Here is an 18,385-nt window from a genome sequence, read left to right on the forward strand (position 1 = left end):
TAAAACCATAAAAGAATACATGTACGTACTGGAAGAAAAAATATATTTTTATTTGCTCGCCATATTACCGTTGGTCGTGCTGCTTTTTCTTTTCCTGCAATTGTGGAAAAAAAGGACGCAAAAGAAATTTGCCGATGCGCCCTTATTGAAAAGATTAAGCCCGGATACGTCCACGTTCAAACCTGTACTCAAACTCGTCACCCTCCTGCTCGCCTTTACCTGCCTTGCATTTGCACTGGTAAATCCGAAGATTGGCACGAAGCTTGAGACCGTGAAACGTGAAGGTGTGGATATCGTATTTGCCGTAGACGTGTCTAAAAGTATGCTTGCCGAAGATATTACGCCAAACAGGCTGGAGAAGGCCAAAAGGCTTATTTCCGAGATCCTCGATCAGCTTGCCGGCGACCGCATCGGTATTATCGCATACGCAGGAGAAGCTTACCCCCAGCTGCCGATTACGACCGATTATGCTGCGGCCAAAATGTTCCTTCAGGGTATGAATACCGATATGTTGTCTTCGCAGGGAACAGCCATCGGAGATGCCATTAACATGGCTTCCGGATATTTCAACGATGAGGAACAGACCAATAAAATACTGGTTATCGTATCGGACGGGGAAGACCACGAAAAAAATATTGAAGGCCCTATCGAGGAACTTACGCAGAAAGGAATCCGTATTGTTACCATCGGGGTCGGAACGCCCAAAGGAGGCCCTATCCCCATAAAACGAAGCGGCATTACGGAAACCTTCAAAAAAGACCGGCAGGGCGAAGTAGTGATCACCCAACTGGACGAAACCACCCTGAAGGACATCGCCGGGGAGAGCAACGGAGCTTACATCAACGGGCAAAATACCTCCGAAGTCGTCTCTTTTATGAAGGACTACCTCGGGAAACTGGACAAAAAAGAATACGAGACCAAACAATTTGCGGACTATAAGAGTCAGTTTCAATGGTTTTTGGGAGCTGCTATTTTATTTTTAATTTTAGACCTCCTCTTTTTGGAGCGAAAGACCGCATGGGTGCGGAAGCTCAACCTGTTTAACGAAAAAAATGAGAAATAACGCACAGATATCCGGACTTGCGAACTTCTAAAACAACTGAAAAATGACTGTTTTTTCTATACATAGCAGCATCACCGGGAACAGGGATCAACATCAAATGATCATCCCTGCATACCTGCTTACGGCGGTACTGTTTTTCTCTTGTCTTTCATCAAAAGCTCAGGACAAAGGGAAAGATGCCGAAGCCGAAAAAACGATCAAAGCTTCGGAAAACCTGACTTACGAAGCCAACAAACAACTGGCTGGCGATGATTTTGAGGATGCGGAAGTCAGTTACCGGAAAGCTATTGCCAAAAACCCGGAGAACGCCACTGCAAAGTACAACCTCGGTAATGCATACTATCGCAGAGAGGACCTCGGAGAAGCCTTTTCCCGATACAAACAAGCCGGAGAAACGGCAACAGATCAGGCAGCAAAACACAGGGCCTATCACAACCTGGGGAATGTATTCATGAAAAACAAGGAATACCAGAAAGCCGTCGAAGCCTATAAAGAGGCCCTGCGAAACGATCCTACCGACGAAGAAACCCGTTACAACCTCGCTCTTGCCAAGGAAATGCTCGAGAAAAATCCGCCGCAGAACAACGACGACAATAAAGACGATAAAAACCAGGACCAGAATAAAGACAAAGACCAGCAGGATCAGGACAAGCAAGACCAGAACCAGGGTGGCGAGGATAATAAAGACCAGGATCAGAAAGATCAGGGAGATCAAGGTGACAAGGGCGATCAACCCGAGGATAACAAAGACAAGGGCAACGACGACAAAGGTGGTCAGGATCAGAAAGACCAGGGAGAAGACGGACAACCCGAAGACGGAGAAGGACAACCGCAACCCGGACAAAGCGAATTATCTCCGCAACAGATACAGGCGCTGCTCGAAGCCATGGGCCGTGAAGAAAAACGAGTACAGGATAAAATAAATGCCAAAAAGGCCAAAGGCGCAAAAACGTCCACGGAAAAAGACTGGTAACCCGGACGGTTCTTCCGGAACATAATGCCATTTAGAATACCATGATATTGAAAAAAAACATATTTATATTATCCGCATTACTACTGCTGTTTTCCCTGGCATTCGCCCAGGAAGATGCGGTACAGTTCGAAGCTAACGTCAGCAAAGAAAAGCTGGGGGTTAACGAGCGGCTCCGTGTGGATTTTAAAATGAACAAAGACGGCGATAACTTTACACCACCGGATTTCGAAGGGTTTACCGTAGTTATGGGCCCAAACCAGTCCGTCAGTCATTCGTGGATAAACGGGAAACGCAGTTTTTCCAAAACCTATTCCTACATACTCTCTCCCGTAGGGCGGGGAAAATTTACTATTAAACAGGCCACGATCGAGATCGATGGCAATACCTACAAGACCTTACCGGTCCATATCGAAGTCACTGCCGCAGTAGACAATCCCGGAGAGGAAAATCCGGCGGCCATTGCCGAAGACAAGCTACACCTGGTTGCCGAGGTGTCCAAGGGCAATCCGTACCTTAACGAGGCGATTACCGTGGTGTATAAGCTTTATGTAAGTCCGGATACCAACGTGTCGGATTTTCGTCCGCTGGACAACCCTAAATACAATAACTTCTGGAGCCAGGAAATCGAAATACAACGTTTTGAAGTAAAGAACGGCACGTACCAGGGCAAGCCGTATCGTTATGTAGTCCTCAAACAGGTTGTGCTCTATCCGCAGAAGGAAGGCGAACTCAGCCTGGAACCACTTTCCCTTGACGTCACTGTCGATGTCCCTACGAACAAGAGAGATATTTTCGGGGGGCGCCTGTACACCCAGGCACACCGAACGGTTTCTGCCGGGAAGAGAACCATCAATGTCAAATCGTTACCTGCACAGGGAAGGCCCGCCGATTTCAGCGGAGCCGTTGGTAAATTCTCCTTTAAGGTCACTTCTTCCAAAAACACCCTGAAATCTTCGGAATCCTTTCAGCTGAAAGTAGCCGTACAGGGTAAAGGAAACTTTAAACTTTTCTCCCTGCCCAAGATGGAACTGCCCAGCGCTATGGAGGTCTATAACCCCGAGTTTAAAGAAAACATATCAACATCGCTGTCGGGCATGTCCGGGTCCGTATCCGACAATTACACCGTAGTTCCCCAGTTTAAGGGGCAATATACTATTCCGGATATCACATTTTCTTACTTCGATCCCGAAACCGCATCGTACAAGACCCTGCATTCCGAACAGGCTACCGTAAATGTAACGCAGGGACCCCAGCAGGCTGTGGCCTCCGGCGGCGAAACCCCGGGTACGGCCAAACAAAATGTCGTTGCAGCAGGAAGCCAGTTCCGGTTTATCAAACTATCACCCGGACTGACATCCATGGAATCGGATGATTTTTTCGGCTCCGGGTTGTTCTATATGCTACTGGCACTGCCTTTCCTCTTTATCCCCTTAGCCATTTTTGCCATAAAAAGGAAACAGAAGATCTCGGCAGACGTACAGGGCAACAAGATCCGCAAGGCCAACAGGCTGGCCAGGAAATACCTTTCCGAAGCCAGAAAGGCCCTGGGCAAAAAAGAAGATTTTTACATCGCCCTGGAAAAAGCATTACACAATTATCTCAAGGCCAAACTCCATATCGAAACCTCGGAGTTCAGCAAAGAGAAAATCACGGCTTTACTTCAGGAAAAAGAAGTGGACACACCGAGTATCGAAGGCTTTATAGGCCTGCTGCAAAGCTGCGAACTGGCCAGGTACACCCCGGCATCGGAAGTGGCCATGCAACAGGATTACGACAAAGCGGTTACGGTGATCTCACAAATGGACAAGCAGATCTGAAGTTGAACAATTTAGGACACCATATAAGAACGTATATCATGAGAATTGCGATTTTAGCTATATTATTTCTCCTTCACCTTCCGGGCTTCTCCCAGGAGACACCGGCGGCGTCTCCTGAAAAGCTCTTTGAAGAAGCCACATCGTTGTACAATGAGGGGAACTATGAAGAAGCTGCCGGGAATTACCAGGCCATTCTCAAAAGCGGACAGCATTCCGCAGCCGTTTACTACAATCTCGGCAATGCGTATTACAAACTGAACCGTATCCCGGAGAGTATATACTATTACGAAAAGGCCCTGCAACGTACCCCGGAAGATAAGGATATACAAAACAATCTTGCTTTTGCCAGAAATATGACCATAGATGCCATAGAGCCACTTCCGCAAACCGGTTTTTCCCGGTTCTGGAACAACTTTACGGGAAGTTTCCACTACAATACCTGGGCGGGAATAGCCGTTGCCTTTGCATTCCTCACCGCCCTATTGTTCCTGTTTTATTATTACCTGCAGTCTTCGTTCAAGAAAAGGATATTTTTTGTAGGCAGTATCTTTTCCGTGGCTTGCCTGACGGCCTGTCTTTATGTCTCCTATCTGCAGTATTACAAAAGCATCAACACCAATTATGCCATTATTTTTGCCAAGGAAGCCCCGATAAAATCCGAACCCAACTCCAGGAGCGAACAGGTTTTTCTCCTTCACAGCGGCACCAAAGTACAGGTACTCGAAACACTGGACGACTGGAAGCAGATCAGGCTGGCTGACGGGAAGACAGGATGGGTACAAAAAGACGCACTCAAAACGCTGTAAGCAGTTGTCAATAGGTTATCCCTGATGTTCCTTTTGGCGGACAGCGGACACCACTTCTTCATCAAAAGGTTCTACATGGATAAGCACATGCTCCGTATCGGGCATATCCGCCTGCAGGGCATCTTTGAGATCGTGAGCCAGTTTATGGCCTTCTTTCACCGAAATGTCCGCATCGACAATAGCATGCAGGTCTATATGGTATTTCATCCCCGTTTTGCGGATATAGCATTTTTCCGTTGTAATGATACCATCCACCTCTTCGGCTATTTCCCTGACCCGCTCAATCCGATCGTCATACCGGTGTTCGTCCATTACCTCCCCGAGGGCAGGCCTGAAAATAAGATAACTGTTGTATATAATAAAACCGGAAGCAAACAGCGCCGCCCAGTCGTCGGCAGACTCATATCCTTCTCCCATGACCAGGGCTACGGATATCCCTATAAATGCCGCTACAGAAGTTACCGCATCACTCCGGTGATGCCAGGCATCGGCCTTCAGGGAACTGCTTCCCGTTTCACGACTTCTCCGTAGGACGATGCGATAGGAAATCTCCTTCCACAAAATAATAGCTCCGAGAATAATAAGGGTGTATGCCCGCGGAGACTCATGGGGCGTCCTGATATTCTGAATACTCTCATATGCGATCACCGTAGCCGAGATGACGAGAAAACCCACGACGACAAAAGTGAGTAAGGGTTCTGCCCGCCCATGCCCGTAAGGATGGTTGTCGTCCGCCGGCCGCGAAGCATACCTCAACCCTATCAAAACCAGAAAAGAAGAGAAAACATCGGTCGTAGATTCTATGGCATCGGCAATCAGGGCATAAGAATTCCCCAAAAACCCGGTAATACCTTTAATCATTGCAAGTGCGGCATTACTGAGTAAGCTGAAGTAAATGGCCTTTACCGCTGCTTTTTCCTTTGTCATCGCATTTCTTTCTGCAAATTTACAACATACATCATTAAAAACTAAGACCATTTAACATCCTTCCCTCCTGTTGTTATAATGTTCATCGCTTCTGTATTTCCGAAAGACCTGACACAAAAATAAAACCGGATGCCGAAGCTTCACAAAAAAACACCTAACTTACTGAAATAAAAAAAATTACACCGAAATCCCTTGTATCCTTACCTATGGGTTTTACCACGTATCTAACGTCTTTTAAACCTTCCTTAACACAACATTAAAAAATTCCTGCTATTTTTGTATGTATTAGATGTTACACAACATAAGGCCGTTGATATTCAGAAAGTCTACATACAAGACCATAGCTGTTTCCCTGTTGGTACTGTTCGGGATGTTTATTATAACGCCCACTATAGTCACCATCGTGGAGAAAAATGCCGATGTCTCCCTGTTCTATTCCGCTACGGAGGAAGAGAGCAAAGAGACGATCAAGGTTATTGATGACCGTCTGATAAAAAGCATGTACGAAACTTCCTTTGCGCTTTCTTCCGCGCTTTATGAAAACAGCACCACCGGCTACGTGGAAAACCTCCACAACTCTTTCCGGGCAGATAAGTTTTGCCCGCCTCCCGAAATGGTATAACCCTTCTTTTTTGATATACCCCTTTAACGGCATCGTATACCAAACACATATTTATGTCCGCATTTCCTGCGCAATACGCCTGTTCCCGATCGGAGATCGGTCCATGGTACTATTTCGTAAAAAAATGTAATTAAAGGGGTCCGGCCAGTATCTGCTCTTGTTTTCTGCAGGTACTTCATCGACTATTTCATTTTGTAAAATTCACTCTCATGAAAGAGAAAACACCTTTATTCGCTAATCTGAAATCAGATTTCGCGGCAGGTCTGGTGGTCTTTCTGGTTGCCCTGCCACTTTGCCTGGGAATAGCCATGGCTTCCGGCGCACCCCTCTTTTCCGGTATCATATCGGGTATTGTAGGCGGAATCGTCGTGGGCTACCTCAGCCAGTCCCACGTCAGTGTATCGGGACCTGCAGCGGGTCTCACCGCCATCGTACTGGTAGCCCTTACCGATCTCGGGGCCTTCGAAGTATTTCTTACCGCTGTCGTTCTTGCCGGTCTAATGCAGGTCGTCCTCGGTTTTATCAAGGCCGGTACCATATCCAATTATTTCCCGAATAATGTTATCGAAGGTATGCTGGCCGGTATTGGGGCTATCATATTTATCAAGCAGATCCCCAAAGCGCTCGGATCGGACGTCGAAATCGGTTCGGGACTGGATATATTCACCGATCTCATCGCAGCCTTCGGTGACATTCGTCCCGGCGTTATCATGATTACCCTGGTCTCTCTGGGTATCCTGATCGCCTGGAGCAAAGTCGATGCCCTGAAACGGTTAAAACTCATCCCCGGAGCCCTGGTGGCCGTACTTTGCGGTACACTCATCAATGAAACCTTTATCCTTTCCGGAAGTGAGTTTGCCGTAACAGGAAACTCCCTCGTCAACCTGCCCGTACCGGGAAGTGCGGAAGAGTTCAAAGCCATGATATCGCTACCGAGTTTTGCATCTGTCGGTAATCCGGATGTATGGATCGCCGCCGCAACAATCGCTATAGTGGCATCGATCGAGTCCCTGCTGAATCTCGAGGCCTCTGTACGTCTCGACCCTTTTAAACGCTACGCCAGTGCCAACCGCGAACTGAAAGCTCAAGGTATAGGAAATGTGGTCTGCGGACTGCTCGGAGGTCTGCCGTTAACCACGGTTATCGTACGCACTTCCACCAATATCAGTGCAGGCGGCAGAAGCAAAGCTTCGGCCATCCTTCATGGCTTTATGTTATTGGTCTGTGTACTTACCATTCCGTTTCTGCTCAACCGTATTCCCCTGGCTACGCTCGCAGCCGTACTGCTCATTATCGGGTACAAACTGGCCAACCCGGCTACATTCCGGCATTTCTGGCAGAAAGGCAAATACCAGTTTATCCCCTTTGTTGCCACCTTCGGGGCCGTAGTGTTTACCGATCTTCTCAAAGGTGTTGCCCTCGGGATGATTATAAGCGTGGCATTTATTCTAAGGGGAAATATCAAAAGGGCTTATTTCTTCAGAAAAGAAGCATATGAGAACGGGGATATCATACACATGGATCTTGCCCAGGAAGTTTCTTTCCTGAACAAAGCTGCCATAAAACTTACCCTGAATCACCTTCCGGAAAACTCCAAAATAGTGATCGATGCTTCCGATACCGTCTATATAGCACACGATATCCAGGACCTCATCCAGGAATTCAAAACCGTAACTGCCCCGGAAAAAGGCATCGAAGTGGTCCTTACAGGTTTTAAAGATGCCTACCATCTCGACAATGACGAGGAAATATCCAACCACGTATCCGTAGCGCATGATCATGTAATTTCTTATCGTAAAAACGGCAGTACATCACATAAAAAGGTAATTTCCGAACTGATCAATGATAAATAACACTATAACACGGGATACGTTTAACCCACATAAGAATAGCTCTATGAAAGCACATACCGCAGAAACTCAGGCCACGGTTACGCCGTCCAAAGCTTTGGAATTTTTGAAAGAAGGTAATCAACGATTTATACGAAATCTCAGGGCAAACAGGGACCTGCTGGAACAGGTCAATGCCACCAAAGACGGACAGTTTCCGTTTGCTATTATTCTGAGCTGTATCGATAGCCGTACTTCTGCCGAATTGATCTTCGACCAGGGGCTGGGTGATATTTTCAGTGCCAGGGTTGCCGGAAATGTCATTAACGAAGATATCCTGGGCAGCATGGAATATTCCTGCAAAGTCGCCGGATCAAAACTTATCGTCGTCCTCGGACACAGCAAATGCGGAGCGGTAACCAGCGCCTGCAAAGGTGTGAAAATGGGAAATATCACCACCCTGCTCAGCAAAATGCAATCGAGTGTAGACGAAGTCCATAACCAAAAACCGGACCTGGACCATACCTGTTCCGAATTCGTGGAAGCCGTCGCACACCATAATGTAGTGCATACCATGGATGAAATACTAAAGCGAAGCCCCGTACTTAATGAAATGTTCGAGGCCGGCGAAATCGGTATTGCAGGATGTTATTACGATGTCGAATCGGGAGCCGTGGAGTTTGTCAAGGAGATTATTCACCGCTAATTGCCCTGCGACAGAAAATAAAACCGTCATGCGTTTGAACGTAATCTAACCGGGGCGGTTTTATTTTTTTACTCCAGACCATCAATAGTAACAGAAACCTTGCCTTTGAGCTTTATAAAAGCAATCATAGCGGTGGCCGATAATTGAATTTTATCCAGTTTTATCTCCTGGACGGACCCGTTTACAAAAACACCTTTTACAGGAGAATAGTTCCCAAGATAATGCTCTACGCTTTCTTTGCCCTCCTTGAGGTTAGGCGCTATGGAATACCTGCATTTTTCCTGCAACTGGAGTAATATACGGTTACCGACCAGCCATTGCGCCGACTTTATCAGGGCATTCCTGGTGTCCAGTACGTAATCCAGCTTATCAAAATACACTTCTTCGGTGGCTTCGTTGTACTGCGGGTATCCTGTTAAATAGAGCGTACCGTCAACACTCCCCGCCACATCCAACGCTATAATGATCTTCTTTTCCTTTTGCCAGATTTCCACAGCGTTGACCATTATTTTCTTTCTGCCCTCTCCAAACTCATAACCCTTAAAATTTCTGGTGAGGATTCTTGATGCATCTTTATAAGACGAGATGGCCGCTATACTGGCCGTGACAGCTTCGGGAATTTTACGTACCGGTTTTAAGACGATATTGTCCCTGTCGAACTTTGACCCGGGCTTCTCTCCGATAATGGTCTCCATAGCACATTTCATCCCCATTTTAAAAGTTATGGCCTGGTCTGCCAGGGATGCATCTGTCGTATACAGCTCTTCCGGAATAATCCGCAACCAACTCTCATACGTTTCACTCATTTGAAAAGGGGTACATATTTTTTCCAGGGCATCCAATACATTGGGCTTAAAATCCAGGGACTCTTTTATGGCATGATCTATGTTGCCCTCAATAACAGATTTTAACAAAACTACCGCCGAATTAACCAGGCCGGTAACCGGTATTTTTTGTCCCATGACATTCATCGTCGGTTCTTCATTCCATACCAGGGATTTTAATTTTGTATTGGTTCTCAACTCCCAATTGACCAATCCTACCTCGCTGATAAGGGTCACGGTGCCGTCCAGCGAAATGTCCCTGACATCTTCGAGAGGCAAGCCGAAGGTATTGGCATTAAACCGATAGTTGATCAGTGCTTTTAACGGCAGTACGGTTTTTAGCTTTCCGTTCTCGTTGGTTATAGTAATCTCCCGGTCCTTCCAGACTTTCATCTTCAGGTCGTCGTCCTTAAAATCGGTATCCTCATAGATCAATCCTTCGAGCGAAGTATTTGTCATGCGCTCCACATCTTTTAGTTTTATGGTCACCGGAAGGTTGATAAACGAATATGTGTTTTCATAAACCAGGGGAGCTACACTTCCCGGCTCCGGTTTCAGGGTCTCTATTTTTTTTGATGAAGAACAGCCCGAAAGGCTCGAAAATACTAATAAAAGACATGAAAAAAATACTCCTGTACGCTTGAAATTTTTCATTGACAGATACAATTGGGATGATTTGGACACGACCTGAATTTTGTTTCTAAAGATAGAAAAATCGACATAAACCTATCCCACTATGTCTGAAGTAATAGCCCGGTAATTATCCGTAGAAATTCTCGGATATCAAGAGACTGTCTACGTGGTATCCCTTCGGCTAAGGACCTCGTCTTCGGTTCTTTTATGTGTCTTTCCCAGCCGGGTTTTTGAGTTTCCCGTATGGCGAAACCGGGAGCAGTGGGGTTGGCCAAGGAGGTTATGCTCCGGCAACCACCAACAGCCCTGATCAAAAAAAGCCGGGTAAAGATATTCCCGGCGATTTTTATCCTGTTTCTTTGTCTCCTATAATTCTGCTATCCTGAGGTTGCTTATATACAGCCGGGCACTATTCCGCATCCTGTCTGTACTGATATAGAAGTACTTTGCGGTTTCCGGATCGAACATTCGGGTATCCAACACTTTAGACCTATTCAAATACACCCGCATGTGTTGTCCTTCGACAGCCATGGAAATATGTATAACACTGTTCGAGAAATTATGTAACGGGTATTCCAGCCTGTTGTTCGTATCGGTATCGTAACTGGTACTGTTTACGGTATTGTAATAAAACGCCAGTTCGGTAGCTGCGCTGACATCGCCCGAACTCACATTGTAAATATACGATTTGGTACTGTTGTTCCTGCTGAATCCAAAATGTATATCCCGGAGGTCTTCTGCCTTATCCGAACGGGTCAGCAGGTCGAATTCGAGCGTAAAATTCTCCGGCATAGCCAAAAGGGTATCCAACTGGTAAGAGGCTTCCCCTTCCATCTTTAACCATTTTCCAGGCACCCCCGGTACTGTGGTAACGGAACCACTGCTATTGGTTTTCCAGCGTCGTGGCATCATTCCCTCCCTGTCACCCGAGAGATCATCTTCATAATACAGCATGCCGCCCGGCACAAATGAGAACACTTCTTCTACATAAGGTATGTCCTCTTCCGTATCGCGGGTATCTCTTGTCCCGGTATCTTTATCTTTAGTACCGAGAACATTATCTATTTTATCTTCTGCCTTTTTCTCGAGTTTCTGTGTTACCTTTTTCCAGAATTGCGCGTGGCCCTGCGTGGGAAAAACGGCTAACATCAACACCACTATCCATCCTTTAAAAAAACTGTTCATCGCCTGGTTTGTTTTTGAGTTTTTACCAGGTAAAGTTAAATGATGCATTCTACAAAAACCGTGTACCACAAAATCCTTTAGTATTTGACGGTAACCGACGAGTATTTCACCCTAACCATTGAGTTTCCGCACGTCAAAGTGTATTGAAATACGCCATAACCTGGCTTTTTCTGCTTTGCGATACCGGGATTTCTACCGATCCGCAAAGCACCAGGCAATCCTGTTTTTTGCGATATGCCGTGAGGTAGGCCAGGTTCACCAGGTAGGATTGATGCACCCTCATAAATCCCAGTGGGTTAAGCTTCAACTCAAAAGATTTAACGGGTTGCGAAGCTATGAGTTGCTTTTCATCACAAAGGATAAATCTCGTATAGTTATTGTCGGCACGGGCATACAGAAGATCCCCGGTTTTCACCACATGTATCTGTTCGGTATTCTTCAATACGATCTTCTGATCGGCATGATTTTTACGGTCGAGTGCGTAGTTGTGAAAAAAAGTCTCCAGCTTCAGATAATACGATTGCTGTTTCAGGTTGTCCAAAACTTTGGTCATGGCCGATACCAGGTCGCCGGGCGCAATAGGTTTCAGTAAAAAATCGAGGGCACTGTAACGGAAAGCTTCCAGGGCATAACCGGCGTGAGCCGTAATAAAAATCACTTCAAAATCCCTTTTACGATTACGGTACCATTTTTCAAGGAGTTCAAAAGAATTGCCATCGGGAAGATTGATATCCAGCAGCAGTATCCGGGGTTGCAGCTCCGGAAATATTCTGGCCGCCTGTCCGAGGGTTTCTGCTTCTGCAATATGCAGCGTATCAAATTCTTTTCGTAAAATCTCCGCAATCCATGTTCTGGAACGTTTATCATCTTCCAGAACAAGACATGTTACCATTGATGTACTGGTGTTTATCACCATTTCTCTGTTTTGAAGTTATCTGTTTTATATGTCACCGGAGATTCCTCCGGGCCTTGCTATTCCATAATACCCATATACCATCCCCGATTTTCTGTGGGCTATTATAAAACCGGGACTCGGATGACCACCCGGGTACCCGGGTATTCCTGTTCCGGGTGAGCGGGACTGATCTCTACTGTGATATCCCGTTTATGTTCACTGTTGAATTCCCTGATGCGCCCTTTCTGTATATCCATTCCCATAGACCGGTGCATGGCATTTGCTTTCCCTTTTTCCTGCGGGAAAAATCCGCTTCCGTTATCCTCGATCTCCACACACATGGTCTTCTCGTCCGCAGCGCGAAATGTCACCTTTATATGGCCTCCGGGTACATCCTGGATGCCATGTATGACCGCATTTTCCACAAAAGGCTGTACCAGCATCACCGGAATACGGATCGTTTCGGCTTCCGTTTCGTAATCGGAAGACACCGCATAGGTAAAACTATTGTCGTAATGCAGTTGCTGAAGATAGAGAAAATTACGGAGCATTTCCATCTCTTCTTCCAGTGCGATGGTATCCCTGTCGGAGCTTTCCAGTACAAAACGTATCAGTTTCCCAAAACTCCCGAGATAAGAAGCAGAAGTTTCCGCATCCTTCATATAGATAAAATTCTGTACGGTCTGCAAGGCGTTAAAAATAAAATGGGGGTTGAGCTGGGCGAGAAGAAAACGCTGCCGCAGTTTTGATTTTTCCAGGGCCTGCCGGGTCCGGTTCTGTGTATTCCATACATAGACCAACACCCCGAACAGTACTAAAAGCGTGAGTGAAACGATGGTTAAGATCCGCTGTCTGCCTATAAGCTTATCCTGTAGCTGCCCTTCGGCCTGGAGATATTCTATCTTTGCCTGTTTTTGTTCGGATTCGTATTTTTCCGTAAGCTCGGCCACTTTGCCTTTATAGTCCAGGGCCTGGAGCGAATCCCGGAGGACGTCTCTTGCTTCGGCATATTCCAGTGCAGCAGCATAATTTTTTTGCCTTTTGGCTACACTTTTAAGGTTTTGCAAGACCAGGGCCCTGTCTTCTCCGGTAGCCTGTTGGAGCGCTTTTTTATAATACGTTCCGGCAGGAGTGTATCGCCCCGACATTTCGTAGGCCCGCCCCAGGTTGTTGTAGGCAGCTACCGTGTTTCCCACCTGCAGGCTGTCCTTGATATCCAGGGCCAGTTCTCCGGCAGAAATTGCCTGCGCCCAATCTTCCCTGTCCGAATAGATCTTGCTGAGATTGGTGTAGAGCACGGAAAGGACATAATCCTGTCCCAATTTCTCCGCAAGCGGAATAGCGCTTAAGGCCATTTCTTCGCTGGCCACGGGCTCATCGTTATCCAGGTACATCGCCGCCAGGTTTCCCATAACATGTAACCTCAGCACACTTTCATCGTCGAGTATTTTCAGGGCATTCTCCAGATATTCCCGGCCGTTGTCAAAATCCTTTAATGCCCCGTAAAGGGCGCCCAGGTTTACATAAGCCTTGGCAACATCGGATGTGTTTCTGTGCTCATCGAGATATTTCAATCCCTCATGATAGTGCTCCAGGGCTTTGTCGTAGGCCTTACGAATCTGCCATACCGACCCCAGGCCGTTATAAAAACGTCCGATGTATGCCGAATCTCCGAGCTCACGGGCCAGGGAAAGGCCTTTTGTATATTGCCGTGCTGCGGAATCCGGCACGCTTTGTCTCATATAAGCTGCCCCTGAGCGAAAAAGACTGTCCAGTATGCCCGTACCTGCTTTTTGTTGCTGTGGAAAAAACATACCCGACGCCGGTACCCCGGGGGCTACGAAAATAATTATGAGCAGAAAAATCGTGCACCTGAGTCCCGGATAAAAAGTATATCGTCGTGTTTTCATGATATAAGTAAACTGCCTCGGCGCAAGCACACGAGGCATTCATACAAAACTGAATTTTAATTTCCAGACAAGCCTCGGGGCATTAAACCCTTTGACGGTGCCAATAATAAAAGATGATTAGGGGACAGCAACTGCGGTTCCGGTGCTTACAGGGTTATTTCCGTGCTATCGTACCTATCCGGCAGCTCTTCCTCACTTTTCCGAAGCACGAAAAAGAACACGGTTTCTCCAAGGTTTTTTACCGGTTCATACAGCAGGGACGTTCTCTTTTTTTGTGCATCCACAAAACTCATCACATTATCCGTCGCTTCAAAAAACACCAGCAACGCCCCGAGTATCACAGCAACTTTCAATCCGCCGAAAAGCCCGCCAAGCATCCTGTTCAGGAGGCCGAGCGCCGCAAAATCGGCCATTTTTGTCAGCATTTTCCCTGCGAGGGAAACCAGGATGATAACCACACAGAAAACCAATATAAAAGCTATGAGGTTCACATAACGGGGTTCCCAGTCGACATGTTTTTCCATATACGACCCTACTTCATAAGAAAAATGCATGGCACAATATATGCCGAGTACCAGGGCCACCAGAGAGGCTACTTCCACAAACAGCCCTTTGTAAAGCCCCCGGAAGATCCCAAATACGATGAGTACGCCTATGGCTATGTCTAAATAATTCATTATTCCTTTTAATAATGTTTTCAAATATATGCAAATAATTAGTTGGGCCGGGCCATCACGGTGTTAAGACCTTAAAAGGGGGTATTGATTTGTCTCGCCCTTTGTCGGGAACCGACGAATCTTTGTAACTTTACCCCGCATATAACAGAAAAAATGTCCAGAGACGAAAAACTAAAAGAAAGATGGGAGGTCCTGATACAGCGATTATCAGGGCGGTTTGCAGACGGGGACACCCTCGATCTCGATGCGATTATATATCTTATCGGTGTGCAGGAACTCGGGCAATTGGACAGAAAGTTCAAAAAAGACGACAAGATAAACCTCATGCACATTGCGATATGCCGTTTGCTGGAGCCTTACGGATATTACGAATTTGATTATGTAGACCAGGAAGGATGGCCTCATTATACAACGAAGGAACAGTTACCTTTTTTGAAATCCGGCGAACAATCGGTACTGATGAAGGAAGCCATTGTACAGTATTTTATCGAGAAAGAATTTATAGAATAAGCAAAAAAAAGTAAATTTGCCTCTCTGTTAAGACCGGTGGCAGATTTTCCGTATTGGGGTTAACGTTACTACCTAAGTGGCAGGGAAGTCTTACTTCCGCACTTACGGGAACGGATACGTCCCCGGGATCACGAAAATTTCCCTCATCCAAAAAAATTGCTTCGATGATAGATCATATTAAGGAACACATAGCCCGGGTAGAACAATTCAGTTCGTCCGACATCAATGAAATAGAAGCTTTCCGGATAGCATATCTCGGAAAGAAAGGGGTACTCAATGATTTTTTTGCAGCCTTCAAAAGTGTTCCGAATGAAGATAAAAAAGAATTCGGGCAGGTCGTCAACCAGCTCAAGAATGCCGCACAGGACAAAGTCAATGCTTTAAAAGAAGCTATCGAAAGCAAAGCCGGCACCAAAAATGCCTATGGAGACCTGACCAGGCCTGCAGAACCTCTGGCCCTGGGTGCACGGCATCCTATATCTATTGTAAAGAACCAGATCATAGACATTTTTTCCCGTATAGGATTTAACGTATCGGAAGGACCTGAAATAGAGGACGACTGGCATAACTTTACGGCGCTGAACCTCCCGGAGTATCACCCGGCACGGGATATGCAGGATACTTTTTTCATCCAGACCGACCCGGATATCCTGTTGCGCACGCACACGTCTTCGGTACAGGTACGCTATATGGAGTCTCACAAACCGCCGATAAGGACCATCTCCCCCGGAAGAGTGTACAGAAACGAAGCGATATCCGCCCGTTCGCACTGCTTTTTTCACCAGGTAGAAGGTTTGTATATAGACAAAGGGGTTTCGTTTGCCGACCTGAAACAGACCCTGCAGTACTTTACCACGGAAATGTTCGGAAAATCCAGGATAAGGCTCCGTCCTTCCTATTTCCCGTTCACCGAACCCAGTGCGGAAGTAGACGTGTATTGGGGACTGGAAACCGAAACGGATTACAAAATGACCAAAGGCACGGGATGGCTGGAAATCATGGGCTGCGGAATGGTAGACCCCAACGTACTCCAAAACTGCGGAATAGACCCCAAGGAATATTCCGGTTTTGCATTTGGTATGGGTATTGACCGCATCGCGCTTTTGTTGCACCAGATCCCGGATATCCGTATGCTCAGTGAGAATGACGTCCGTTTTTTAAGTCAGTTCAAATCCGCTTTATAATCGGGGGAAATACTGTCATATAATGTTCAGGATATATGAGGAAAGATATTGAAATTCCCGTTGTTAAAGACGTGTATATAGCTATGGTACGCGAATGGAACGAAGAATTCCTTTCGCAGGACTGGAATGCTTATATCATCAATAACCGCAAAACCCCTATCGAGATGGTCATGGTCGTATCCAAAGGCTTTGACAATGCGATCAGGACCTCCGTCATGCGGCATGGTATCGGGGTCGTAGGGGCACGGGATTACGCCAAAGTAGAGCTCGTTCAGGAGGATGTCCTGAAGCTTCACAACGAATTTTCAGTGACCTTCTTTGCCGAAGGCAAGCTGTACGACAAAAAGTACTGCTTTCCGAAATACAGTATCAAAGAAGATGCCCTCCGGGATATTCCGGTGATGGAAGCCCGGGGTATCCTTGCCGAATAACCCGCAATATCAATATCCCGCATTTTACGGTAAAACAACAGTTATCGCTGTAAACCGGCAGCGTTACCTATAGTTGCCGCTCCTTTTTTAATCAGCTGTTATCTAACCCCTTTACGCAACAAGGCATCTGTGTTGTTTTTCTGTTACGGAAAACTACAGTGCTATGATATGATATAAACTATAATTATGAACAAAAGATTGCTTTCCCTGGCTATCGGGGGTTTTGGTATCGGAATGACGGAATTTGTGATGATGGGTATTTTACCCGACATCGCCTCTTCACTGGACATCAGCATTCCCAAAGCGGGTCATTTTATATCTTCTTATGCCCTCGGCGTTGTGGTGGGAGCACCATTGATGATCGCGATTGCAGGAAAATATCCTCCGAAAAAGGTACTGATGGCCTTAATGCTTTTTTTTACGATAGGCAACGGACTTTCGGCATTTGCCGGAGATTATTACACGCTTATGGCTACGCGGTTTTTGTCCGGTTTACCTCACGGCGCATTTTTCGGGGTCGGGGCCGTAGTTGCGGGGCGCCTTGCCGGGAAAGGGCGGGAAGCCCGGGCCGTTTCCATGATGTTTGCCGGGCTTACGATAGCCAATATCATAGGGGTTCCGCTCGGCACGTATATCGGGCATCATATCAACTGGAGGTACACTTTTGTCATCGTCACCGGGATCGGCGTTACTACGGTTACCGCCCTGCATTTCTGGCTGCCTTTCCTGTCGGCCGCCGGGTCTTCCGGTTTTCTCAACGAATTAAAGCTGTTTAAGCGACTGAAACCCTGGCTTATCGTATGGCTTACCACTATAGGTACCGGGGGGTTCTTTGCCTGGTACAGCTATATTGCCCCGTTACTGACCGAGGTCAGCGGGTTTAACAGCAATTCCATTACCTACCTGCTCGTTATCGCAGGGGTGGGGATGACGCTCGGAAATATTGCCGGAGGACGCCTGGCAGACCGTTTTTCTCCGGCCTATGCCACCTCCGGGTTACTGCTCATCATGTCGCTCGCCCTGATGACACTGACTTTCGTAGCGCCCTATAAGGTTCCTGCAGCACTGATGACCTTTACCATAGGTGCACTGGCCTTCTCCATAGCATCACCTATTCAAATGATGATGATCCGGGCGGCAAAGGGGTCGGAAATGCTGGCTTCCTCGATAACACAGGGAGCTTTTAACATGGGGAATGCCATAGGGGCATATCTCGGGGGGCTTCCTTTAGAGCAGGGGTATAGCTATACATCGTCGGACTGGGTAGGATCCGGGCTGGCCGCATGCGGTTTTATCATTGCGCTTGTCATCCTCGTACTGGACCGTAAAAATGCGCGACGGCACAACGTTGAGGCTACCGTATAAAATGTTTGTCTTGCCCGTACAAAAACTA

The 18,385-nt window shown here is 46.8% G+C and carries 17 protein-coding genes; 11 read left to right on the forward strand and 6 right to left on the reverse strand.

Annotated elements, in window-relative coordinates:
* The first annotated feature begins 19 nt into the window (after window positions 1-19).
* The 4 genes from BT112_RS08140 to BT112_RS08155 are packed head-to-tail and all read left to right on the forward strand — an operon-like array spanning window position 20 to window position 4,659.
* Complete coding sequence (locus BT112_RS08140; RefSeq protein WP_072316864.1) at window positions 20-1,063, forward strand: VWA domain-containing protein; 1,044 nt, start codon at window positions 20-22, stop codon at window positions 1,061-1,063.
* 43 nt (window positions 1,064-1,106) lie between these two features.
* On the forward strand, window positions 1,107-2,036 hold the full coding sequence (locus BT112_RS08145; RefSeq protein WP_245776999.1) for a tetratricopeptide repeat protein: 930 nt from the start codon (window positions 1,107-1,109) through the stop codon (window positions 2,034-2,036).
* Between the two features lie 41 nt (window positions 2,037-2,077).
* On the forward strand, window positions 2,078-3,853 hold the full coding sequence (locus BT112_RS08150; protein WP_072316865.1) for a BatD family protein: 1,776 nt from the start codon (window positions 2,078-2,080) through the stop codon (window positions 3,851-3,853).
* A gap of 38 nt (window positions 3,854-3,891) precedes the next feature.
* On the forward strand, window positions 3,892-4,659 hold the full coding sequence (locus tag BT112_RS08155; protein WP_072316866.1) for an SH3 domain-containing protein: 768 nt from the start codon (window positions 3,892-3,894) through the stop codon (window positions 4,657-4,659).
* Between the two features lie 15 nt (window positions 4,660-4,674).
* Here the strand turns inward: BT112_RS08155 and BT112_RS08160 are convergent, their stop codons facing one another.
* The gene (locus tag BT112_RS08160; protein ID WP_072316867.1) at window positions 4,675-5,586 is read right to left on the reverse strand and encodes a cation diffusion facilitator family transporter; all 912 of its coding nucleotides are present in this window, start codon (window positions 5,584-5,586) and stop codon (window positions 4,675-4,677) included.
* 310 nt (window positions 5,587-5,896) lie between these two features.
* Here BT112_RS08160 and BT112_RS08165 point away from each other — a divergent pair, with 310 nt between their 5' ends.
* The 3 genes from BT112_RS08165 (at window position 5,897) to BT112_RS08175 (ending at window position 8,743) form a co-directional block, all read left to right on the forward strand.
* Window positions 5,897-6,208, forward strand: coding sequence for a hypothetical protein (locus BT112_RS08165; RefSeq protein WP_139276063.1), 312 nt, complete (start codon window positions 5,897-5,899; stop codon window positions 6,206-6,208).
* Window positions 6,209-6,417: 209 nt separating this feature from the next.
* On the forward strand, window positions 6,418-8,061 hold the full coding sequence (locus BT112_RS08170; RefSeq protein WP_072316869.1) for a SulP family inorganic anion transporter: 1,644 nt from the start codon (window positions 6,418-6,420) through the stop codon (window positions 8,059-8,061).
* A 43-nt stretch (window positions 8,062-8,104) separates the two neighbouring features.
* On the forward strand, window positions 8,105-8,743 hold the full coding sequence (locus BT112_RS08175; RefSeq protein ID WP_072316927.1) for a carbonic anhydrase family protein: 639 nt from the start codon (window positions 8,105-8,107) through the stop codon (window positions 8,741-8,743).
* A 68-nt stretch (window positions 8,744-8,811) separates the two neighbouring features.
* Here the strand turns inward: BT112_RS08175 and BT112_RS08180 are convergent, their stop codons facing one another.
* From BT112_RS08180 to BT112_RS08200, 5 genes are all read right to left on the reverse strand, one after another.
* On the reverse strand, window positions 8,812-10,221 hold the full coding sequence (locus BT112_RS08180) for a DUF4403 family protein (RefSeq protein ID WP_072316870.1): 1,410 nt from the start codon (window positions 10,219-10,221) through the stop codon (window positions 8,812-8,814).
* 345 nt (window positions 10,222-10,566) lie between these two features.
* Complete coding sequence (locus BT112_RS08185; RefSeq protein WP_072316871.1) at window positions 10,567-11,385, reverse strand: hypothetical protein; 819 nt, start codon at window positions 11,383-11,385, stop codon at window positions 10,567-10,569.
* A gap of 133 nt (window positions 11,386-11,518) precedes the next feature.
* Complete coding sequence (locus BT112_RS08190) at window positions 11,519-12,277, reverse strand: LytR/AlgR family response regulator transcription factor (RefSeq protein WP_072316872.1); 759 nt, start codon at window positions 12,275-12,277, stop codon at window positions 11,519-11,521.
* A 125-nt stretch (window positions 12,278-12,402) separates the two neighbouring features.
* Window positions 12,403-14,190 carry a tetratricopeptide repeat-containing sensor histidine kinase gene (locus tag BT112_RS08195; protein WP_175545765.1) on the reverse strand — a complete coding sequence of 596 codons (1,788 nt, stop codon included), beginning with the start codon at window positions 14,188-14,190 and terminating at the stop codon, window positions 12,403-12,405.
* Between the two features lie 146 nt (window positions 14,191-14,336).
* Window positions 14,337-14,867 (reverse strand): CvpA family protein, encoded by a 531-nt coding sequence (locus BT112_RS08200; protein WP_072316874.1) that lies wholly within the window; start codon window positions 14,865-14,867, stop codon window positions 14,337-14,339.
* Between the two features lie 153 nt (window positions 14,868-15,020).
* Between BT112_RS08200 and BT112_RS08205 the strand changes: the two genes are divergently transcribed.
* The 4 genes from BT112_RS08205 (at window position 15,021) to BT112_RS08220 (ending at window position 18,357) form a co-directional block, all read left to right on the forward strand.
* Complete coding sequence (locus BT112_RS08205; RefSeq protein WP_072316875.1) at window positions 15,021-15,377, forward strand: hypothetical protein; 357 nt, start codon at window positions 15,021-15,023, stop codon at window positions 15,375-15,377.
* 164 nt (window positions 15,378-15,541) lie between these two features.
* Window positions 15,542-16,561 (forward strand): phenylalanine--tRNA ligase subunit alpha, encoded by a 1,020-nt coding sequence (gene pheS, locus BT112_RS08210; protein WP_072316876.1) that lies wholly within the window; start codon window positions 15,542-15,544, stop codon window positions 16,559-16,561.
* 35 nt (window positions 16,562-16,596) lie between these two features.
* Window positions 16,597-16,992, forward strand: coding sequence for a hypothetical protein (locus BT112_RS08215; protein WP_072316877.1), 396 nt, complete (start codon window positions 16,597-16,599; stop codon window positions 16,990-16,992).
* A 186-nt stretch (window positions 16,993-17,178) separates the two neighbouring features.
* Window positions 17,179-18,357 carry an MFS transporter gene (locus BT112_RS08220; protein WP_072316878.1) on the forward strand — a complete coding sequence of 393 codons (1,179 nt, stop codon included), beginning with the start codon at window positions 17,179-17,181 and terminating at the stop codon, window positions 18,355-18,357.
* Window positions 18,358-18,385 lie beyond the last annotated feature (28 nt).

It is taken from the genome of Sinomicrobium oceani, from assembly GCF_900119185.1.
GTDB classification, from domain to species: domain Bacteria; phylum Bacteroidota; class Bacteroidia; order Flavobacteriales; family Flavobacteriaceae; genus Sinomicrobium; species Sinomicrobium oceani.